Annotated in this window: 24 protein-coding genes; 10 read left to right on the top strand and 14 right to left on the bottom strand. The window is 65.4% G+C overall.

Features of this window, described 5'->3' with window-relative positions; genetic code table 11:
- Positions 1–58: 58 nt before the first annotated feature.
- The 4 genes from dctP to HOP53_RS19810 all read right to left on the bottom strand — a co-directional run bounded on the left by dctP (position 59) and on the right by HOP53_RS19810 (position 4,682).
- The gene (dctP, locus tag HOP53_RS19795; protein ID WP_234271597.1) at positions 59–1,162 is read right to left on the bottom strand and encodes a TRAP transporter substrate-binding protein DctP; all 1,104 of its coding nucleotides are present in this window, start codon (positions 1,160–1,162) and stop codon (positions 59–61) included.
- Between the two features lie 350 nt (positions 1,163–1,512).
- A complete protein-coding gene (locus HOP53_RS19800; RefSeq protein ID WP_234271598.1) occupies positions 1,513–2,883 on the bottom strand; it encodes a TRAP transporter large permease in 1,371 nt (456 codons plus the stop codon).
- Positions 2,884–2,904: 21 nt separating this feature from the next.
- Positions 2,905–3,501 carry a TRAP transporter small permease subunit gene (locus tag HOP53_RS19805; RefSeq protein ID WP_234271599.1) on the bottom strand — a complete coding sequence of 199 codons (597 nt, stop codon included), beginning with the start codon at positions 3,499–3,501 and terminating at the stop codon, positions 2,905–2,907.
- Between the two features lie 77 nt (positions 3,502–3,578).
- Complete coding sequence (locus HOP53_RS19810) at positions 3,579–4,682, bottom strand: TRAP transporter substrate-binding protein (RefSeq protein WP_234271600.1); 1,104 nt, start codon at positions 4,680–4,682, stop codon at positions 3,579–3,581.
- A gap of 275 nt (positions 4,683–4,957) precedes the next feature.
- Between HOP53_RS19810 and HOP53_RS19815 the strand changes: the two genes are divergently transcribed.
- On the top strand, positions 4,958–7,099 hold the full coding sequence (locus HOP53_RS19815; RefSeq protein ID WP_479688673.1) for a tRNA(Met) cytidine acetyltransferase TmcA: 2,142 nt from the start codon (positions 4,958–4,960) through the stop codon (positions 7,097–7,099).
- 63 nt (positions 7,100–7,162) lie between these two features.
- Positions 7,163–8,629 (top strand): aminoacyl-histidine dipeptidase, encoded by a 1,467-nt coding sequence (locus tag HOP53_RS19820; RefSeq protein WP_234271602.1) that lies wholly within the window; start codon positions 7,163–7,165, stop codon positions 8,627–8,629.
- A 49-nt stretch (positions 8,630–8,678) separates the two neighbouring features.
- On the opposite strand, the gene HOP53_RS19825 is transcribed toward HOP53_RS19820, so the two are convergent.
- From HOP53_RS19825 to HOP53_RS19835, 3 genes are all read right to left on the bottom strand, one after another.
- Positions 8,679–9,242, bottom strand: coding sequence for a type 1 glutamine amidotransferase domain-containing protein (locus tag HOP53_RS19825; RefSeq protein ID WP_234271603.1), 564 nt, complete (start codon positions 9,240–9,242; stop codon positions 8,679–8,681).
- A 129-nt stretch (positions 9,243–9,371) separates the two neighbouring features.
- Entirely contained in the window at positions 9,372–9,692 is a 321-nt protein-coding gene (locus HOP53_RS19830) for a hypothetical protein (protein ID WP_234271604.1), read from the bottom strand.
- Between the two features lie 167 nt (positions 9,693–9,859).
- Positions 9,860–10,333, bottom strand: coding sequence for a Dps family protein (locus HOP53_RS19835; RefSeq protein ID WP_234271605.1), 474 nt, complete (start codon positions 10,331–10,333; stop codon positions 9,860–9,862).
- A 267-nt stretch (positions 10,334–10,600) separates the two neighbouring features.
- Between HOP53_RS19835 and HOP53_RS19840 the strand changes: the two genes are divergently transcribed.
- The 4 genes from HOP53_RS19840 to HOP53_RS19855 are packed head-to-tail and all read left to right on the top strand — an operon-like array spanning position 10,601 to position 13,266.
- Positions 10,601–11,155 (top strand): hypothetical protein, encoded by a 555-nt coding sequence (locus HOP53_RS19840; protein ID WP_234271606.1) that lies wholly within the window; start codon positions 10,601–10,603, stop codon positions 11,153–11,155.
- On the top strand, positions 11,155–11,511 hold the full coding sequence (locus HOP53_RS19845) for a hypothetical protein (RefSeq protein WP_234271607.1): 357 nt from the start codon (positions 11,155–11,157) through the stop codon (positions 11,509–11,511). The genes HOP53_RS19840 and HOP53_RS19845 overlap by 1 nt, the downstream gene beginning before the upstream one ends.
- Before the next feature lie 37 nt (positions 11,512–11,548).
- Entirely contained in the window at positions 11,549–12,223 is a 675-nt protein-coding gene (locus HOP53_RS19850; RefSeq protein ID WP_234271608.1) for a DUF1007 family protein, read from the top strand.
- The gene (locus HOP53_RS19855) at positions 12,214–13,266 is read left to right on the top strand and encodes a nickel/cobalt transporter (RefSeq protein ID WP_234271609.1); all 1,053 of its coding nucleotides are present in this window, start codon (positions 12,214–12,216) and stop codon (positions 13,264–13,266) included. Before HOP53_RS19850 ends, HOP53_RS19855 begins: the two co-directional genes overlap by 10 nt.
- 5 nt (positions 13,267–13,271) lie before the next feature.
- Here the strand turns inward: HOP53_RS19855 and HOP53_RS19860 are convergent, their stop codons facing one another.
- Positions 13,272–13,697: an HIT domain-containing protein gene (locus HOP53_RS19860; protein ID WP_234271610.1), complete on the bottom strand. Its 426-nt coding sequence runs from the start codon at positions 13,695–13,697 to the stop codon at positions 13,272–13,274.
- 134 nt (positions 13,698–13,831) lie between these two features.
- On the opposite strand from HOP53_RS19860, the gene HOP53_RS19865 reads away from it, so the two are divergent.
- From HOP53_RS19865 to HOP53_RS19875, 3 genes are all read left to right on the top strand, one after another.
- Positions 13,832–13,969: an entericidin A/B family lipoprotein gene (locus tag HOP53_RS19865; RefSeq protein WP_234271611.1), complete on the top strand. Its 138-nt coding sequence runs from the start codon at positions 13,832–13,834 to the stop codon at positions 13,967–13,969.
- 97 nt (positions 13,970–14,066) lie between these two features.
- Positions 14,067–14,198 carry an entericidin A/B family lipoprotein gene (locus HOP53_RS19870; protein WP_234271612.1) on the top strand — a complete coding sequence of 44 codons (132 nt, stop codon included), beginning with the start codon at positions 14,067–14,069 and terminating at the stop codon, positions 14,196–14,198.
- Positions 14,199–14,365: 167 nt separating this feature from the next.
- Complete coding sequence (locus HOP53_RS19875; RefSeq protein WP_234271613.1) at positions 14,366–14,638, top strand: I78 family peptidase inhibitor; 273 nt, start codon at positions 14,366–14,368, stop codon at positions 14,636–14,638.
- A gap of 27 nt (positions 14,639–14,665) precedes the next feature.
- On the opposite strand, the gene HOP53_RS19880 is transcribed toward HOP53_RS19875, so the two are convergent.
- The 4 genes from HOP53_RS19880 to HOP53_RS19895 all read right to left on the bottom strand — a co-directional run bounded on the left by HOP53_RS19880 (position 14,666) and on the right by HOP53_RS19895 (position 18,446).
- Positions 14,666–15,184, bottom strand: a complete 519-nt coding sequence (locus tag HOP53_RS19880) for an acyl-CoA thioesterase (protein ID WP_234271614.1) — start codon at positions 15,182–15,184, stop codon at positions 14,666–14,668.
- 5 nt (positions 15,185–15,189) lie between these two features.
- On the bottom strand, positions 15,190–15,582 hold the full coding sequence (locus tag HOP53_RS19885) for a DUF1622 domain-containing protein (RefSeq protein WP_234271615.1): 393 nt from the start codon (positions 15,580–15,582) through the stop codon (positions 15,190–15,192).
- Between the two features lie 72 nt (positions 15,583–15,654).
- Positions 15,655–16,965, bottom strand: coding sequence for a short-chain fatty acid transporter (locus HOP53_RS19890; protein WP_234271616.1), 1,311 nt, complete (start codon positions 16,963–16,965; stop codon positions 15,655–15,657).
- 89 nt (positions 16,966–17,054) lie between these two features.
- Positions 17,055–18,446, bottom strand: coding sequence for an MATE family efflux transporter (locus HOP53_RS19895; protein ID WP_234271617.1), 1,392 nt, complete (start codon positions 18,444–18,446; stop codon positions 17,055–17,057).
- Positions 18,447–18,630: 184 nt separating this feature from the next.
- Between HOP53_RS19895 and HOP53_RS19900 the strand changes: the two genes are divergently transcribed.
- A complete protein-coding gene (locus tag HOP53_RS19900) occupies positions 18,631–18,951 on the top strand; it encodes a hypothetical protein (RefSeq protein WP_234271618.1) in 321 nt (106 codons plus the stop codon).
- A 37-nt stretch (positions 18,952–18,988) separates the two neighbouring features.
- On the opposite strand, the gene HOP53_RS19905 is transcribed toward HOP53_RS19900, so the two are convergent.
- Both HOP53_RS19905 and coaD read right to left on the bottom strand, forming a co-directional pair.
- Positions 18,989–19,237, bottom strand: a complete 249-nt coding sequence (locus HOP53_RS19905; RefSeq protein WP_234271619.1) for a YfhL family 4Fe-4S dicluster ferredoxin — start codon at positions 19,235–19,237, stop codon at positions 18,989–18,991.
- Positions 19,238–19,315: 78 nt separating this feature from the next.
- A complete protein-coding gene (coaD, locus tag HOP53_RS19910) occupies positions 19,316–19,795 on the bottom strand; it encodes a pantetheine-phosphate adenylyltransferase (protein ID WP_234271620.1) in 480 nt (159 codons plus the stop codon).
- Between the last annotated feature and the right edge of the window lie 11 nt (positions 19,796–19,806).

The following is a 19,806-nucleotide window of genomic DNA, read 5'->3' on the forward strand; positions in this document are numbered from 1 at the left end:
GGGTCCAGTCTCCGACGTCGGAACGACAGCCGCCCCGGGTGGGGCGGCCGGTACAGCCTTACAGACAGGCTTCGATCTCTTCGAGCGAGGGCAGGTTGTCCATGGTGCGGCTCATGTTGAACGGCGCGGAGATGTCACGCCAGGTGGCGTAGTGCTCCAGGTAGCCGATCATGGATTGGTAGACCTTGGCGTGGTCCGGGTGCTCGCAGGCGCCGCGCAGGATCACCTCGTTGGTGATCTCCTGGATGCGCTCCAGATCCTCGTCGGAGAGCTGATTGATGGTCACACCGGCATCGATGAACTTCTCGGTACCCTCGGTGGAGCCGCGCTCGGACCAGGCGATGGACCAGGCCATGGTGGCATCGGCGGCGATCTTCAGCTGCTCCTGGGTCTCCTCGGAGAGGGCGTCCCAGGCGTCGCGATTGATCATCACGCCGAACACGCTGGCGGACTGGTGCCAGCCCGGCACCGACCAGTACTCGACCACCTCGGCGAAGCCGGCATTGTAATCCACGCCCGGGGTGGAGAACTCGGCGCCGTCGACCACGCCGCGTTCCACCGCCTGATAAATCTCGCCGCCGGCCAGGGTCACCTGGGAGCCGCCGAGCTGCTCGAGCACGCGGCCCTGGTCACGGCCTGAGAGGCGCAGGCGTTTGCCGTCGAGATCGGCCAGGCTCTCGATGGGCGTACGGCCCATGAAGCCCGACTCGTTGTTGGTGATACCGTAGGGCAGGTAGACCATGTCGTACTGGCCGTAGATCTCCTGGTAGAGGTCCCAGCCACCCCACTGCTGGATCCAGTTCAGGTAGTCGACGGCGTTGAACAGCATGGTGGTGGTGGCCAGCGGCGAGAAGGCCGGGTTGCGGCCGGCCCAGTAGCCGGGCCAGTCGCCGGCGGCTTCGATGCTGCCGGTCTCGGTAGCGTCGAACACCTCGGTGCCGGGCATCAGGGTGCCGCCGGCGCGGAACTCGATCTGCAGCTCATCGCCGGCGATCTTGTTGACCAGCTCCACCCAGTGGCGGTCGATCTGGATCAGATCGATGCTGTCCGGCCAGGTGGAGGTCATGGTCCAGCGCTCCTGGGCCTGAGCGGTGGTGGCGAAGGCGGCCAGAGCGATGCCGGCCGCCAGGCCGGAGATGGCGAATCTTGTCTTCATCTTCATGTCGTGCTCCCTTCTGGGTCTTATTGTGCTGCCGTAAAGAGAAGATCTTGCCAGGCGGCATGCCGCAGTCGTTGTGATTTGCTGAATGATCGGTCAGGCCGCCAGAGAACATCGACAAGCTAGCACGCTGTCATGACCGGAATCGATAGCTGGCTACGGTGCTGAGCAGGGTTGAGCCGAGCATCGGTTACGTTTAATTAAGAAAGAATGGGAGGCGGATCTATCTGTATTGAAAGGTAAAACTTCCGCCTGGTGGCAGGGTGGGGCAAGAGATAGAAGAGCGTGAGAATAGACCAAAGTCTAGCCGGATAACGCGGCAGACGGCGCCCGGCCGGGCGCCGTCGCTGTCATCAGCGTCCGCCGTAGACCTGAGCAGGCAGCCAGGTGGCCAGCGGCTCGTAGAAGAACACCAGGAACAACCCCAGCATCTGCAGGGCCACGAAGGGGGCGACCCCTTTGTAGATGTCGAGCGTCGTGATGCCCGGTGGGCAGACGCCCTTGATGTAGAACAGTGCGAAGCCTACCGGTGGCGTCAGGAACGAGGTCTGCAGACAGATGGCGAAGAGGATGGCGAACCACACCGGATCGACACCCAGGCTGAACACCACCGGGGCGACGAGCGGCAGAATGATCAGCGTGATCTCCACCCAGTCGAGGAAGAAGCCGAGCAGGAACACCACCAGCATGATGGTCAGCACCACGCCGGCCGGGCCGAAGGGCAGCCCGGTGATGGCGTTGCGAATCACGTCATCGCCGCCCAGCCCACGCAGTACCACGGCGAAGATGGTGGCACCGACGAAGATGCCGAAGATGAAGGCGGTGGTGCGGGTGGTCTGATAGAGCGCCTTGGACACCACATCGAAACTCAGGCGGCGATTGAACAGGGCCAGCAGCACGGCCCCCAGCGCACCCACTGCGGAAGCTTCGGTGGTGGTGGCGAAACCGGTGAAGATCGAACCGAGCACCGCCACGATCAGCGCCAGGGGCGGCAGCACGGCAATCAGCACCTCGAGCAGGGCGCGGGCATTGAGCGGCTGGCGGTTCTCCGGCGCCGGCGCCAGGTCCTTCTTGATATAGGCGGCGATCACGATGTAGGCGATGTACATCACCCCCAGCATGATGCCGGGAATCAGTGCGCCCATGAACAGTCGGCCCACCGAGGCTTCCGATGTGCCCAGGCGGTCGGCCATCAGCACCAGCATGATGCTGGGCGGCACCAGGATGCCGAGGGTGCCCACCGAGCAGGCGGTGCCCACCGCCAGCGACTTGTTGTACTTCGCTTGCAGCATGGGGCCGATGGAGAGCATGCCGAGCAGCACCACCGAGGCGCCGACGATGCCGGTGGAAGCGGCCAGCAGCACGCCGACGATGACCACGGTAACGGCGTAGCCGCCGCGCAGCCCACCCAGTACTCGCACCAGGGAGTTCATCAGCCGCTCGGCGATGCCCGAGCGGTCGAGCATGATGCCCATGAAGATGAACAACGGCAGGGCCACCATCAGCTCGTTGGCGATGATGCCGTAGAGGCGCCGGTCGAGAACGCCGATGGTGCCGCCCCAGGAGAACCACAGATCGGCCCCCATGTGCTCGACCAGCACATGGCCGATGACAGCGAACAGGAAACCGATGCCGGCCAAGGCCCAGGCCACGGGAAAGCCGATCAGCAGCAGTCCCATGAAGCCGGCAAACATGCCGATGACGAGAATTTCTTCGAGACCCATGATCTTCCTCGCAAAGGCACGTTAGCGGTGGTCCACCGGCCGCCGCAGAGGCAACTGCCGGGGGAAGCCGAAGAGATAGGTACAGCAGCGCAGCGCTCGTGATGACAAGGCGATGGCGATCAGCGCCATGCCGATCGGCAGGGTACTCTTGATGATGAAGCGGTAGGGCAGGCCGCTGGGCGCCTGGGAGCGCTCGCCGCGGGCGAAGGAGCGCTGGGCGTACTCGGTGAGCCCGTCGACCATGAAATAGAGCACCGGCAGCACCAGCAGTACGATACACAGCAGCTCGACCCAGGCCTGGAAGCGCAGCGAGAACTTGTCACGCAGCACGTCCACGCGGACGTGGTCGTCGGTGACCACGGCGTAAGCCAGGGTCAGGATCATCGTCGCGCCGAAGAAGTGCCACGAGAGCTCTTCCAGGGCGATGGAGCCGCGGCCCAGAATGAAACGGCTGAACACATTGGTGAGCACCACGGCAAGCGTGGCGAGCCACAGCCAGGAAAGCAGCTTGCCGAGAACGGCAATGGCCGTGTCGATCATATGGCTGACACGGTTGGTGGGAAGCTCCGGGCGCAGCGTGGTGGCGTCCGGGGGAGCGTCGGGAAGCAGTGTAGACATCGTGCAGCCTCTTGCATGTTGCCGCAAGCCGGGAGGCCGGTTGCCGGTGGCATGCCACCGGCAACCGGCACTTGCCGTCAGTTGGAGTTGGGCGAGTAGTAGGCGCGCGGCAGATAACCCTTGGCATGCCAGTTGCCGTGGACCTGCATCCATTCACGTTGGCTCTCCAGCACGCGGGCGAAGAGTGCGTCGTTGCTGGCCATCTCGTCCAGCACGCCCATGGTGACGGTCTCCAGCTCGGCCAGGATCTCCGGCGACAGGGTCTGGGCGTTCACGCCTTCGGCTTCGAAGCCGGCCAGCGCCTGGGGGTTCTCCCACTCGCTCTCGGAGAAGCCGAACAGCGTGGCGGAGCGGCAGCCGATCTCGATCTGGGCGCGGCTCAGGTCGGAAAGGTCGTCCCAGGTCTCCTGATTCACTAGCAGGTGCGAGGTGGTGTAGGTCTGGTGCCAGCCCGGCATGATGTAGTTCTGCACGATCTCCTGCATGCCCAGGATGCGGTCCACGGCCGGGGCCGAGAACTCCAGGGCGTCGATGGTGCCGCGCTCCATGGCCTGGTAGAGCTCGCCACCGGGCAGCATGGTGACCGAGGCGCCGAGCTGCTCCATGACGCGGCCGCCGATACCGGCGAAGCGGATGCGCAGGCCGTCGATCTGGTCGAGGGATTCCAGTGGCTCGGCGAACCAGCCGGCGGCTTCCGGCCCGATCACGCCGCACAGCAGCGCCTTGACCCCGTAGGGCTCGTACACTTCCTGCAGCAGCTCGTAGCCGTCGCCGAAATAGTGCCAGGCCATGAAGGCGGGGGGCTCCATGCCGAAGGGAGGGCCGGAGAGTAGCGGCAATACCGGAATGCTGCCCTGATCGTAGCCGATCCAGGTGTAGCCGGCCGGGTAGCGGCCTTCCGAAACGGCATCGAGGATCTCGAACGGCGGGATCAGCTCGCCCGGCTCGTAGTAGCGCAGGTTGATGTTGCCGCCGGAGATCGCTTCCAGCGTTTCGGACAGATGAACGACCGGCGTACTCAGGCCCACCAGGTGTGACGGGAAGGCGATAGGTACCTGCCAGCGCACGCGCTCCTGGGCGTTGGCGGTGCTGGCCATGGCGGCGCCGGCCAGGATTACGGCGGCGGTCGTGCTGGCCAGCTTGAAACGTGTGGACACCTTGGGGCCAGTTGATGCTTGCATAGACGCGACTCCACTTGTTGTGACGGGTATTGTTTTAGGGAAAGGCCTATTCCAGCGCTGAATTAGCCATGCAACTCAAAGGGAAAGCAATAATGGAAAATTGGTCAGACCAAAGTGTGCGGATGGGGTCTCGCTGAGAAGAAGTGTGTTTCTATAGGTAACTGATGGTGTTTTGTTGCGATCTTCTGGAAAAATTGCGCCTTTTCTATAGATCCTATGCTTATCTTTAGCGTGCTTAGCCTTTTCGGTGTATCTAAAAGTGCGACCAATTGTTAATGCCAAGAGGCGTGCAGGGAGAGTCTTCGGTGGGGGTTGGTGTTGTGTACGAGCGAGAGGCGAGTTCGGTATTGAATTGGTCTGACCAAATGGCTGCGCAGGGCTGGCGCGGTCTGGTGTGGTCGACCTCGCCTGCCGATACGGCGCGGCAGCAAGCGCTGGCTGTATGGCAGGCCCGCGCCTGGCAGCACCCCTGCTGGGTGTCGTCGGCGGCACCGGAAAAGGCATGGCAAGCGGCGTGGCTACCACCGGCCAAGGCCCGCACCCGGCTGGGCGGCGAGCACGATCTGATCGTCTACGATGCCGCCAGCGAGGCGGGCTTCGATCCGGATGCATTCGGTGCCCTGAGTGGCACCCTGCGGGCAGGCGGCTTGCTGCTGCTGTTATTGCCACCGGCCACTGGCAACCAGGCGGTCAGCCACTACATGGCCCGCCTGCGTGAACGCTTGGTGCAGGCGACGGATGCCGTGCACTGGACGCCCGGCGAGCCGCTGCGGCTGCCCGGCCCCAGGCCCGAACCCAAGCCCGAGGCCGATAGCGGCGATCCCGACTGCATCACCCGCGACCAGCGCCAGGCGGTGGAGCGCCTGATCGGCCTCCGGCGCCGGCGACCGCTGGTGATCACCGCCGACCGGGGCCGCGGCAAGAGTGCCGCGCTGGGTATCGCCTGCGCCCGCCTGCTTAACGAGGGGCAGGCGAAGATCTGGGTGACGGCGCCACGCCTGGCGGCGGTCGAGGCGCTGTTCGAGCGTCTGGCGTCGCTGTGTCCGCAAGGGCATCGCCATGGCGGGCGCTTCGATGACGAGGGCGGCGGACGCGTCGAGTTCGTCGCCCCCGACGAGCTGAGTGCCCGGGTCGAGCGCGGCGAGGCGGGCGGCCAAGGAAGCTGGCTGCTGGTGGACGAGGCTGCGGCCATTCCCGCCGCCCTGCTCGGGCAGTGGCTCGAAGCGTTTCCGCGCATCGCCTTCGCCACCACCGTGCACGGTTACGAAGGCTCCGGGCGCGGCTTCGCCTTGCGCTTCCGCGAGAGGCTCGAGCGACAGACACCGGATTGGCGCGAATGCCATCTCGCCGCGCCGATACGTTGGGCCGAAGGCGACCCGCTCGAACGACTGGTCGGCGACCTGCTGCTGCTCGATGCCGAGCCGCCGGGGGTGGCGTCGAAACCGTTGCAGGAATGGGTCTGGCAGCCCGAGGCGCTGGCCGGCGACGAGCCCGCGTTGCGCCAGATCTTCGGCCTGCTGGTGCAGGCCCACTACCGCACCGCGCCGGCTGACCTTCAGCGGCTGCTCGATGCGCCGGAGCTCAGGGTCAGGACGCTGACGGACGGCACCCATATCCAAGCGGTGGCGGTGTGCGCCGACGAGGGGGGCTTCGCCCCCGAGCTGGCGGACAAAGTGGCGCGAGGCGAGCGGCGGCTGCCGGGGCACCTGCTGGCCCAGTCGCTGGCCGCCCATGCCGGCTGCCGTGAAGCGCTCACGGCCCGCCTGCGCCGGGTGCAGCGTATCTCGGTGCACCCCCAGCGGCGCCGCGAGGGGCTGGGGGCGCGGCTGCTGGAGGGAGAGCGTGCAGCGGCTCAGGAAGCTGGCGTCGACCTGCTGGGCGCCAGTTTCGGCGCCGAGCCGGGGCTGCTCGCCTTCTGGCGCTCCCAAGGCTTTCGCACGGTGCGCCTGGGGCTGTCGCGGGAAACCTCGACGGGAGAACATGCGGTCATGGTGGTGGCACCGCTCACTGTCATGGGGCAATCGCTGTGTGCAACGCTGACGCGGCGCTTCCATGCACTGCTGCCCGTTCTGCTCGCCTTCGAGCTGGCCGGGCTGGAGCCGGAGGTCGCCCTGGCGCTGCTGGCGGAAGGGGAGCGAGCGGAGCTCGATGAGGCCGCGTGGCGCGACCTGGACGATGTGGCCCACGGCCACCGCGAGCCGGCGCTGGCGCGTCTCGCCCTGCAGCGGCTGATATGCCGTGCGGTAGTGGTGGGGCGGCATGACCCCGAGCTGGCATGGCTCGCCGCCTGGGCCTTTCAAGGGCGCGATATCGCCTGGCTGGCCGCCCGGGCCGGAGTCGAGGGGCGGCGACAGGTCATGGCGCGGATGCGCGATTTGGTGGCCACGCTGCTGGCCGACGAATCGCGCGCAGGCTGAGCGGGCTTTTCCCGGCGTTGCCGGCCCGGTAAGGTAGGCCGGTTACCATCATGCAGATCCAACATGAACGAACATCTCGCGCAACTCTCGCCACAGCCGCTGTGGCGCCATTTTCGCACGCTGTGCAATACGCCTCGCCCCTCAGGGCGCGAGGCCGAACTGGTGGCGATCCTCGAGCGCTGGGCCGAACAGCATGGGCTCGCCCACGACCGTGACGATTACGGCAACCTGCGCTTGAGCAAGCCCGCTACGCCGGGCCATGAGAGCGCGCCGGGCGTCATCCTGCAGGGCCATCTCGACATGGTGGCGCAGGCCAACGCCGATCACCCCCACGACTTCACCCGCGACCCGATCGACACTTACGTGGACGACGGCTGGCTGCGCGCCCGCCACACCACGCTAGGCGCCGACAACGGTCTCGGGGTGGCGGCGGCGCTGGCGATTCTGGAAGACGACACCCTGGTGCACGGGCCGCTGGAGGCGTTGTTCACCCTCGAGGAGGAGAGCTCCATGGGCGGTGCCTTGCAGCTGGCGGAGCAATGGCTGCAGGGCAGCGTGCTGCTCAATCTCGATTCCGAGGACCGCGGCGAGGTCTTCATCGGTTGTGCCGGCGGTGCCGACATCGTGGTCGAGGCGCAGCTGCCTACCGCCGAGTCGGGAGTCGACGAGGTGGCCCTGGAGCTCGCCCTGACCGGGCTGGTGGGCGGTCACTCCGGCATCGACATCCATCGCGGGCGCGGCAATGCCAATCGCCTGCTGGTACGTGTGCTCAGAGCGCTAGAAGCCTACGACATCCGCTTGGTCAGCTATCGTGGCGGTACGCTGCGCAATGCCATCCCGCGCGAAGCCTTCGCCACCGTCGTGCTGCCGGCCGATGAAGTCGCCGCCGCCGAGAGTCGGGTGCAGGCGCTCGAACAGCAGCTGCGTACCGAGCTGGCCGGCGTCGACGACGGGCTGTCTCTGGTCGCGGTGCGCGTGGCGGAAAGACCCGCCCAGGCGCTCAATGCCCATGCCAGCAGCATGCTGCTGGCGGCGCTCAACGCCGCGCCCTACGGGGTGGAGCGTATGAGCAGCGCAGTGCCCGGCGTGGTGGAAACCTCGAACAATCTGGGCGTGGTGAACCTCGACGAAGGCCGCTTCCATCTCTGCGCCCTGGTGCGGTCGCTGCGTGACAGTGCGGTGGAGGATCTGGCCGATCGTTTCCGCGGCCTGTTCGATCTGATCGGGGCGCGCACGCGGGTCGAGAACGACTACCCCGGCTGGACGCCTGCCCCCGACAGCGCCCTGCTGGCGCGCTTCGAGCGTCTGCACCGGCAACTGGTGGGACGCGAGCCGGCGGTCAAGGTGATCCATGCCGGGCTCGAGTGCGGCATCCTGGCCGGCAAGTATCCCAACCTCGAGATGATCTCCTTCGGCCCTTCGATTCGCGGCGCCCACTCACCTGACGAGCGGGTGGAGCTGGACTCCGTGGTGGAGTTCTGGGGCCTGCTTCGTGCGTTGATCGAGGATCTGGCCGCGGACAGCGCTTGAGGCTTGAAACGACCCGGCGCCGCTGCGATGAGCGGCGCCGGGCAGTGCCTCAGGCGTGCTGGCGGCTGTGCTTGCCCTCGGCGATCTCCTCGACCAGCTTGCTGCAGAAGGCGTCGAGGTCGTCGGGCTTGCGGCTGGTCACCAGGCCGCTATCCACTACCACTTCCTGGTCGACCCATTCGGCGCCGGCGTTACGCAGGTCCATCTCCACCGAAGGGTAGGAGGTCATGCGGCGGCCCTTGGCCACGCCGGCGTTGATCAATACCCAGGGGCCATGGCAGATCGCGCCCACCGGTTTGTGCTGCTCGAAGAAGCGCCGGGTGAAGGCCAGCGCCTGCTCGTTCTGACGCAGGGCGTCGGGGTTGAACAGGCCGCCGGGAAGCTCCAGGGCGTCGTAGTCGCCGGCATCGACCTGGTCGAGCTTGCGATCGACGTCATAGGAAGGCCCCCAGTCGGTGCCGGCCCAGGCACGGATGCTGTCCTTGTCCGGTGCGATGACGTGCACCGTGGCCCCTTCGCGCTCGAGCGCGGCCTTGGGCTCGGTGAGCTCCGACTCCTCGAAGCCGTCAGTGGCCAGGATGGCGACGGTCTTGCCTTTCAGCTTCTCGCTCATTCGCTATCTCCTTGCTCCTTGTGCGACGACATAAGCACTGCCCCTTATCACCATAAAACGGCAAGGGCGGAAGACAAGGGACGTGGGGTATCGGACCGTGACTCGATGTAGTGGCATGTGAGTCAGGCGTCAGTGGTTGACCTGGATGTGAACCACGGGATAGCCCCCTACGGTGACCAGCGGGACATCGGTGTGGCCGCGGTAGTGATGGTCGTATCGTGGAGGAGCGTAATAGTGATGCTCCACTACGCGATGGGCGGGTCGGGAGTGGCGATGGGCGCGATGATGGCGCCGATGCTTCGGTGGTTTGCCGCGATGGTCGCGCACGTAGTAGTGGTGATGATGAATCTGGGTGCCATGAGCGGCATATCGGCCATGGTCGGCGCTTGCCGACATGGAGAAGGGCAGCGACAAGGCGGCTACCAAGGCGGTGAAGATCAGACGTTTCATGGGGGTTCTCCTCAAGTGCCAACGACACGTTCCGGTCACCCCTTCTTTTCCCTCACTCCATTATAGCGGTGGAAAGGGAGCATAGTGAACACTGTTCGACTATGCTCGCCGTTCCTGAACAGCCGTGTATTGCGCTGCGACCTCACGGTGCTGCCGTCAGCAGGCTTTCAGCCCAGATAGGCGTTGAGCATCCAGACGGTCCTCTCCTGTTCGCGGATGTAGTCGCCGGCCTGGGCGGCGGTGCCCTCGTCGTCGGCATCCGAGGCCAGCGCCAGCAGCTCGCGCTGCAGCTCGATCAGGGTCTGATAGCCCTGGAGCACGCCGCGTACGCAGGCTTCGCCGTCATGTACGTTCTTGTCCTCGCGGATCTGCGACATGGCCACGTAGTCGCTGTAGGCGTGCACCGGTTTGTGTCCCAGGGTCAGGATGCGCTCGGCCACTTCGTCGACCTTGGTCAGCAGGTCGGTGTAGAACTCCTCGAACTTGGCATGCAGTTCGAAGAACTGCGGCCCCTTCACGTTCCAGTGGTAGCCGCGAACGTTCATGTAGAAGATCTGGTAGTTCGCCAGCAGGGCGTTGAGTTTCTCGGCGAGCTGACTGGCGCTGCTCTCGTGCAGACCGATGGCGTTGGTGTCACTCATGCGCGTTCTCCTTGTCGCGTAATGGGATTTCCTCAGAGTCTACGTGTCGATATGGCGTCGCTTAAGCAATATCTCAACATCGGCACGATAGCCGCTTTGCATGATGTGCGTGTGACGCCGGCGACGGTCAAGTGGGGGCGGCTCGTTGACGCAGTGACGACGCCTCGGGAACCCGAGCGGCCGTTGGCACTCTCAAGACGGCAGCAGCACCCTTGCATGGTGGGCTGTGCGGCGTAGACTGCGCCCTATGACGAAAGGAGACACCTCATGCGCCAGTGGTGGTGGATGATGCCCGGATTGGCCTTGCTGGTAGGCTGCCAGACGACACCGACGGTGCTGCCCACCGCAGAACCGCAGCCGGCTGCAGAGTGCCGCTGGGAAGCCGATGGCCTCGAACCGCGGGAATGGGTGCGCCGTGCGCTCAACGCGCTGGAAGCGGACGGCTTCGTCGTGCGCGACACCGAGCCGGCGGTGGGGTTGGTCAGCGCCGACCGCACCCGGACGATACCCGGCTACGGCGATCGCTACGACAGCTGGGAGAGCACCGGCTTCTTCGGTGGCGTGGGTATCGGCGCTGGGCGCGGGGTTTCCACCGGCATGATGATCGGCTTCGGTGGCGCCGGCGGCAGCATCGCGCAGGACGCCACCCAGCTCGAGCGCGTATCGGTGATCGCCGATCCCGGCGGGGTGCGGGTCAGTCGCGACATCCAGGTGATCGACTGGCGCGGCGAATTGCGCGAGACCCGCAGCGGTAGCGACGCGCCCTTCTGTCGTTCGCTGCGCCAGGCCATGACGGCCGTGCCGGCCGGGGAGTCGCTGTGATGCGTCGCGCTGTCCTGGTGTCGCTGTTGGCCCTGCTGGCGGGTTGTGCGACGACCACGCCGGCCCCGGAGCCGCGCGAGCTGGCGTTCGCCGCAGCGCCGGAAGCGGTACTGCAGGAGGCTCTCGGCCTCCTGGCCGACGAGGGCTACGTGATTCGCCGTGCCAATGCCGAGCGGGGCCGCGCAGAGGCGGCGCTGGCACGTTGGCCCGGCTATCGGGTCGACGTCGCGGTGGTGCCGGAGGGGCAGGGGGCCCGTGCTTCGTTGAGCGCCACCCGCGGTGGCAGGCCGCTGCCGCCGCATCTTCTCGACCCCCTGCTGGCCGAGCTTCAGCGCCGGCTGGGCTTGGCCCCTTGATCGACGTCATTGGTTCTCATGAGAGACACGTTGCGACATGAATCGCCTATATGAATTTTTCTCCGCCAGGGTGAAACGTGCCTGGCTTGCGGTACTGCTGCTGGGCTTGCTGCCCGGCCTGGCACTGGCCCACCCCCATGGCTGGATCGACATTCGCGTTCGCCTGGTGGTCGACGACGAAGGGCGCCTGGAGGCGCTGCATCAGGCCTGGCGGATGGACCCTTTCTACAGCCTGGTGCTGCTGGAGGAGCTGAGCCGTACCGAGGGTGGCCTGGAAGCGGGGCTCGACCGCCTGGGCGGCGAGATCCGTGGCAACCTGGCGCCGTTCGACTACTTCACCGAGATTCGCCTGGGCGAGGAGCGACTCGGCCTGGGTGACGTCTCCGAGTACACCGTGATGGAGCGTGGCGGTCGGGTCGAGTTCGTCTTTCTTCTGCCGCTGGAGACGACCCAGCCGCTCAAAGGCCAAACGCTGCAGTACAAGGTGTTCGATCCCACCTATTACCTTGAGGTGGTGCATGAGGCAGAGGGAGAGACGCCGCTCGACGACGCCTTGCTGGTGGGCGGCGAGCTGAGCTGCAGCACCCAGATCGTTCCCGCCAACCCCGACCCCGAGCTGGTGATGCAGGCCGCCATGCTGGACGTCACCGACGAGGCGGAGCCCGGCTTGGGTCGTCACTTTGCCGAGACCGGAGTCGTCAAATGCGAGTAGTGGCAAGAGCGCACCCCCGTACCCGTAATTGGCTTGTCGGGCTGGGCCTGCTGGCCGTGGCCCTGCTGGCGCTGAACTTCTTCGCCCAGGGCGGTCTGCAGTCGTTGAGCCTGCAGCTGGTGGCCTGGCAGCGCGACTTTCATCGTGCCCTGACCATGGCGATCACCAACTTTTCCGGCACCCCTTCCGCGAGTGCCTGGGCGACGCTGCTGGGCATCAGCTTCGCCTACGGGGTCTTTCATGCCGCCGGGCCGGGGCATGGCAAGGCGGTGCTGACCACCTATCTACTCTCCCAGGGCGGCGCGGTGCGCCGGGCGCTGGGGCTCTCCTTTGCCGCTTCGCTGCTGCAGGGGGTGGTGGCCATCAGCCTGGTGGTGGTGCTGGTGCATGGCCTGGGCTGGGTCACCCGGCAGGCGATGGGCAGCGTAGTGTGGGTCGAGCAGGCCAGCTTCCTGATGGTGGCGCTGCTGGGGGCCTGGCTATGCTGGCGAGCGATTCGTCAGCTGCGGCGACAGCCGGCCGGCGGTCATGCCCATGCGCACGACCATTCACATGCGCACGGCCACTCCCATGCTCATGACCACGCTCACTGCTGCGGCGGGCATCATCACGTCGATCCCCAACAGGCCGCCGACTGGCGCACGGCACTGGCCACGGTGGTCTCTATCGGCATTCGTCCCTGCAGCGGCGGGGTTCTGCTGCTGGGGGCCGCCAGCCTGCTGGGTCAGTTTGCCGTAGGCGTGGCGGCAGTCATGGTGATGGCGCTGGGCACGGCGCTGACAGTTTCGGCGCTGGCGTTGGCCAGCGTCTTTGCCCGTGGCTGGGCCGAAAAGCAGCTGGCGAGGCAGAACGGCTTACAGCGAGGCGCACGGCTGCTCAGCTGGGTGGCCCTGGCGGGTGGACTCGCCATCATGTCGTTGGGCATCTCGCTCTCGGTGACCGGTATCTCCCAGCCCACCTCCGCCCCCATGCTGGGCGAGCCGCCGGCCCGCAGCGCGCCGGCTCAGCCGCCGGCCGGGGGAGGGCACCCCTTCGGCGGCTGAGGGAGTCAGAGGCGCGCTTTCAGCCCATCCAGCTGGGCCAGCAGGTGATCGCGCATGCTGGCCAGTCCGTCCAGATCGTAGGGCTGCGCCTCGCCCTGCCCCCACACCGGCCCCGGCCAGGCAGCGTCGGCCTGTCGGCGGGCCACCACGTGCACGTGCAACTGGGCGACCACATTGCCCAGATTGGCCACGTTGATCTTGTCGGCTCGGGTCATCGCCTTGAGCATGCGGCCCATCTCGCTGGCCTCATGCCATAGCTGGCGCTGGTCCGCTTCGTCCAGGTCGAATGTCTCGCTCACCCCTGCACGCCGCGGAATCAGGATCAGCCAGGGGAAGCGGGTATCGTCCATCAGTCTGAGCTGGCACAGCGGCAGCTCGGCAACCGGGTAGCTGTCCCTGACCAGGCGTTCATCCAGCTCCACTGACGACATATCGGCTCTCCCTCATGGTGGCGATGCCCTCATCATGGCACAAGCGCGGGGGAGCGTCTGCCAGCCTCGGCGGGCGCTTCGCTGCGTTAGCGACTAAAGTGAAGGGGTCAGGCCTGACGAACAGGAGAACGACAATGAAACGGATGGTAGCTACTGTGCTGGCATTGCTGCTCGGGCTGTCACTGCTCAGCGGATGCAACACCATGCGCGGCATGGGTGAAGACATCGAAGCCGGTGGCGAGGCGATTCAGCGGCAGTCGAATTCATATTAGCGTTTTTCAAAATGACAACCGGCTGTTACGCTTGAAGAGGCCATTGCTTCACGGAAAGGAATGGAATTCCCGAAGGCTATTTCAAGGAGATACGACCATGAAGAAAGCGATTGCTTTGAGCTTTGCTCTGCTGATGACTGCCGGTGCCCTAGCGGGTTGCAACACCATGGAAGGCGCGGGTCAGGACGTCGAGCGTGGCGGCCAGCACGTGCAGGACGCCGCCCAGTAAATCCCAGCGGTCCGGCTTGGCAGCATGCGGGCGACCTTGGCAGTCTCCCCGTGTGCTGCCTGAATCGATAGACTCTTCCCCCCTTTTAGTGAGATCTTCGCATGGTTAGCCCATCGCGTTTTTGCCTGGCCTCTTTCAGCGCATTGTTGCTGGCAGGATGTGCGCCTATGTCCAATTCGAACCCATCTCAACCCCATGATCCTGCACCCAGGCCGCCTGAGGTCAGTGAGAGCGAAGATGCCTGTGGCGCGCGGCATGTGCAGGATCGCGTCGGCCGGCACTATGACGAAGCGTTGGGCGAGTCGATCCAACGCGAGAGCGGCGCCGCCACGCTGCGGGTCATCCGCCCGGGACACGCCTATACCATGGAGTACCGCGGCGACCGCATCAACGTCCATATCGACGACAGCGATACTATCACCGACATCGGCTGCGGCTGATACCGCCGTAGCTGTGGTCGCGGACCTTCACGCCTGGCCGTGCTCTGCCTGAGCGCGGCGCTCGGCCTCTTCGGCCTGCTTGCGCAATTTCTTGCGCAGGGCGGCCTTCTCGAAGCGCAGCTTCTGCAGCGGTGTCGTAAGCGCAAGCGGCGGCACCGGTGCCGGCTTGCCGTCGGTGTCTACCGCCACCATGGTCAGGTAGCAGCTGTTGGTGTGGCGGATCACCTTGTCACGGATGTTCTCGGCCACCACCTTGATGCCGATCTCCATCGATGAGCGGCCCACGTGGTTGACGCAGGCCAGGAAAGTCACCAGCTCGCCGACATGGATCGGCTGCTTGAACAGCACCTGGTCGACAGAGAGCGTCACCACATAGTGGCCGGAGTAGCGGCTGGCGCAGGCGTAGGCCACCTCGTCGAGCTTCTTGAGGATGGCGCCGCCGTGCACCTTGCCGCTGAAGTTGGCCATGTCAGGTGTCATCAGCACCGTCATGCTCAGCTCGTGCTGGCCGGGAAGATCCAGGGGAAGGCTGTCGGCGCCTGCCATGTTCGTTACCTCTCTCGTTCGGGGCGGTCATGTCGTTCGCCATCCTTCGCTCTCAGGTAGCGGCTGTCCTGCCACGGCCAGTGTCCTTCCACTTCCACATGCAGGGTGAAGGCAAGGAAGGCGCGGATCAGTACGATCACCCCCAGGGTGGCGACCTGCTGGCCGGTGTTGGCGATGATCACGGTCTTGATCACGTCGCCGGCAATCAGGAAGTCCAGCCCCAGTATGAGCGCTCGAGCGATGCCGTGGCGATAGTGCATGAAAGCCCGCTGTTCGTGAAACATGCGGTGATGCAGAAAGCGCCAGGAGGTGATGGCGAAACCGCCGACGATGATCGTGACTCCCAGCACCTCGATCAACAGCGCAATGGCATCGATGACTTCCAGGAAGGTATCCATAAGGCTCGCGGCGTTGAGAAGTGGCAGCGGACCCGGGCCAGGCCGGGTCCGCGCTACGCAGATGACGCCTTGTCAGAACCAGGTCAGGCCCACCGAGATGATCACGCCGGTTATCACCAGCTGAATCAGACAATAGCCCATGATGTCCTTGGCTTTCAGGCCGGCGATGGCAAGTACCGGCAGCGCCCAGAACGGCTGCAGCAGGTTGGTCCAGGCATCGCCCCAGGCCACGGCCATCGAGACCCGGGCGATATCGACGCCGAGCGCTTCGGCGGCCGGCAGCATGACCGGTGCCTGAACCGCCCACTGGCCGCCGCCGGAGGGCACGAACAGGTTGACGATACCGGCGCTGATGAAGGACCAGAATGGCAGCGAGGTTTCGGTAGCGAACGAGATCAGCCCCTGAGACATGGACTCAGCCAGCCCCGACTGCACCATGATCGCCATGATGCCGGCATAGAAGGGGAACTGGATGACGATGCCGGCTCCGCCCTTGATCGCCTCGTTGAGGCTCTCCAGCAGGCTGCGCGGCGTGCGGTGCAGCACGATGGCCAGCGACAGGAACATGAAGTTGACGATGTTCAGGTTCAGACCGCCGCCGCGAAACACGAAATGATCGAGCAGAAAGATCACCCCGGGGATGCCGACCAGCCAGGCCAGGGTGACGCTGTTCTCGAGACGCTCGGCAGGGCGGGTGACGCGCACCCGGGCGGCCGGGGCATCGTCGAGCAGTTTGGGGTCGACGTAGACGCTCTCCTTTTCGTCAGGGAGCATGGCCCGGTTGACCAGCGGGATGGCGACGAACAGGCACACCACGATGGCCAGGTTGAAGAAGGCGAAGATGGTCGAGCCGGTGCCGATCACGCCGATCTGCTCGGCGGTGAAGTGGCCCTCGGTAGCGATGGTCAGCGGGATGGAGCCGGCCAGACCGCCGTGCCACACCACGAAGCCGGAGTAGGCGCTGGCCACCAGCAGGCGATAGTCGACCCGCACCAGACGCGCCAGCTCCTTGGCGAACAGCGCACCCACCACCAGGCCGAAGCCCCAGTTGATCCAACTGGCCACCAGCGACACATAGGTTACAAGCAGAATGGCACCGCCCGGCCCATTGGCCAGCGCGGCAAGGCGCTGCAGCAGCTTCTTGACCGGCGGCGAGCTGGCCAGCATGAAGCCGGTCACGAGGACCAGCAGCATCTGCATGGAGAAGGTCAACAGGTTCCAGAAACCGTCGCCCCACATTCGCATCACGGCCAGCGGCGTCTGGCGTTCCACGCCGATGGCGGCGGCCGCGGCCACCACCGTCAGCAGCAGCACGAAGATGAAAGGGTCCGGCAGATAACGGTCGACCAGCTTGACGGCGGGTCTCGAGAGGAATCTGAGCATGGCAGCGTCGCTTCTTCTGGTTGTCGGGTATGCGTCTGAGAAAAATAGCGCAAACTCATCAGCTTGCCCTAATTAAATGGCGGTTCGGCTCAGCCGGAGCGGTTGGCCGCTGTCGGTGGCACTGGCTCATTGGGCTGATGGCACCACCGGGTACGCCGATGGTGCCAATAGTAGCCGACCAGCACCGCCGATCGCACCATGGAGAAGGCGATGAACGCCAGCCACAGCGCGTGGTTCTCGTAGCCTGGCGGTGCCACTGCACTCGCTATCCACCATACCGGTAGATAGCTCGCCAGGGCGATGAAGATGCTGTTGCGCATCTCGCGAATGGCCGTGGCGCCGATGAAGACGCCGTCGAGCAAATAGCTCCATACCGCGATCAGCGGCATGGCCACCATCCAGGGCAGATAGATGCCGGCCGTGTCCCGCACCTCGGGCAGGCCGGTCAGCAGGGCGATGAGAAAGTGGCCGCCCAAGGCGAAGGCGAGTGCCGCGGTAGCGGCCGTCGCCAGCGAGAACCAGGCAGCGGCGCGCACGGCATCGCCGAATTCGTCCCAGCGCCGGCGGCCCACGGTGCGCCCGATGGTGGCCTCGGCGGCGTGAGCGAAGCCGTCCAGTGCATAGCTGGTGAGCATGATGAATTGCAGCAGCACGGCGTTGGCGGCCAGTACGGTGTCGCCCTGTACCGCGCCGCGAGAGGTGAAGAAGGCCATGGCGAACAGCAAGCCCAGAGTGCGCACGAAGAGATTGGCGTTAACCTGGAACAGCTCGCCATAGGCGGCAAGCCGCAGCAGCCGTTCGCGCATGAAGCGACCTTCCAGTTGCTGCAGCTGACGCAGCACCAGCCAGCTGCCGAAGGCAAGTGCGGTGTAGTCGGCGATCACCGTGGCCCAGGCCACGCCGTCGCTGGTCATGCCCAGCCCGACCACGAACAGCAGGTCCAGGGCGATATTGACGCTGTTGGTGAGCATCAGGATCGCCAGCGTCACCCGCGAGTTCTGCTGGCCCAGGAACCAGCCGAGGATGGCGTAATTGGCCAGCACCGCCGGGGCCGAGAGGATACGGATCTGGGCATATTCGGCGGCGATTTCGGTGGCGATCTCGCTGCCGTCGAGCAGCCACAACCCCAGCGTTATCAGCGGCTGCGAGAACAGGATCAGCAGTGCCCCGATTCCCATGGCCAGCAGCAGCGACTGCCCCAGCAGGTTGCGCACTTCACTGTCGCTTTCGCGGCCCACCGCCTGGGAGGTCAGCCCGGTGGTGCCCATGCGCAGGAAGCCGAAGCCCCAGAACAGGAAGCTGAACAGGGTGGCCCCCAGCGTGACGCCGGCCAGATAGCGCGAGTCCGGCAGGTGGCCGACCACGGCGGTATCCACCAGGCCCAGCAGCGGCACGGTGATGTTCGAGAGTATGATTGGCCACGCTAGCGTCCAGATGCGCCGTCTTGCCGCCGCGGGTGTTTCGCTATGCAGAGTCGTCACCGAACGTTTTCAAGAGAAACGAACCGAGCAGCATGGCGACAGAGGCGGCAGAACGCAACCGCGGCTGGCTACACTGGAAGCGCGGCGTCGGCTGTGGGATTTTAGCGAGGTGGAGGTGAGTCAGGTTACGACAGCGTGACGTTCGACGAGCCGTACAGGGGAATAAGGGGAAGAAATGGTACGCATGACGAGAATCGTGACGGCATTGGCGGTGGCCTCAGCGCTGCTGCTTGGCAGTCTGCAGGTACAAGCCCAGCAGCAGCGTATGGAGGCGCGACCCAGCGGCGGGGCGATGGTCGCCGATGCGCTGATTGCGCGACCCTTGCTGCTGGTGGCAACCATTGGCGGTACCGCGCTGTTCGTCGTTTCGCTGCCGTTCTCGGCCATGGGCGGCAACGTCGACCAGGCGGCCGAAGCGCTGGTGAAGACCCCGGCCGAGGCGACCTTCCGCCGCTGCCTGGGTTGTACCTCGATCAACCCGCGACCTGCACCGGTGGAGCGCTGAGCGAGCCGAGATCGAGGCGCAGTGCGCGGACGGCGGCTCAGGCCGCGGTGATCAGGCGGTACTTGGCCATCAGTTCGTCGCGGCTCTCGCGACGCTCCGGGTCGAGGGGGATGCAGTCCACCGGGCACACTTGCTGGCACTGCGGCTCGTCATAGTGACCGACGCATTCGGTGCACAGGTTGGGGTCGATGACGTAGATCTCTTCCCCCGCCGAAATGGCATCATTGGGGCATTCGGGTTCGCAGACGTCGCAGTTGATGCACTCGTCGGTGATCATCAGGGCCATGGGGCTACCTCGCGATCGGGCGGGGCGCATTCGGCCGCGCCCCGGTAAGGCGGCTCGGACAAAAGCCGAGTAATTCGGTCAGGTATTGTAATGCTTACGCAGCGCTTCGGCGACCCTGGGATGCACCAATCGCGAGACGTCGCCGCCGAGCTTGGCGATCTCGCGCACGATGGTGGAGGAGATGTAGGAGTTCTCCACCGCCGGCGTGAGGAACACGCTCTCCAGCTCCGGCGCCTGGGCCCGGTACATGTTGGCCAGCTGCAGCTCGTACTCGAAGTCGGATACCGCGCGCAGGCCGCGCAGGATGATGTGCGCCTGCTGCTCGGCCATCATGTCGGTGAGCAGGCCCGAGAAGCCGATCACTTCGACGTTGTCGAGGCCGGCCGCAACCTCGCGGGCCAGGGCGATACGCGTATCGAGATCGAGTGCCGGGTTCTTGCCGGGGCTGGCGGAAATGGCGACCACCACCTTGTCGAACAGCAGCGAGGCACGCTCGATCAGGTCATAGTGGCCGTGGGTAATGGGGTCGAAGGTGCCGGGATAGACCGCGATTTTCATGGCGCTCCGCT

This window comes from Billgrantia ethanolica (assembly GCF_021404305.1).
GTDB lineage: Bacteria > Pseudomonadota > Gammaproteobacteria > Pseudomonadales > Halomonadaceae > Halomonas > Halomonas ethanolica.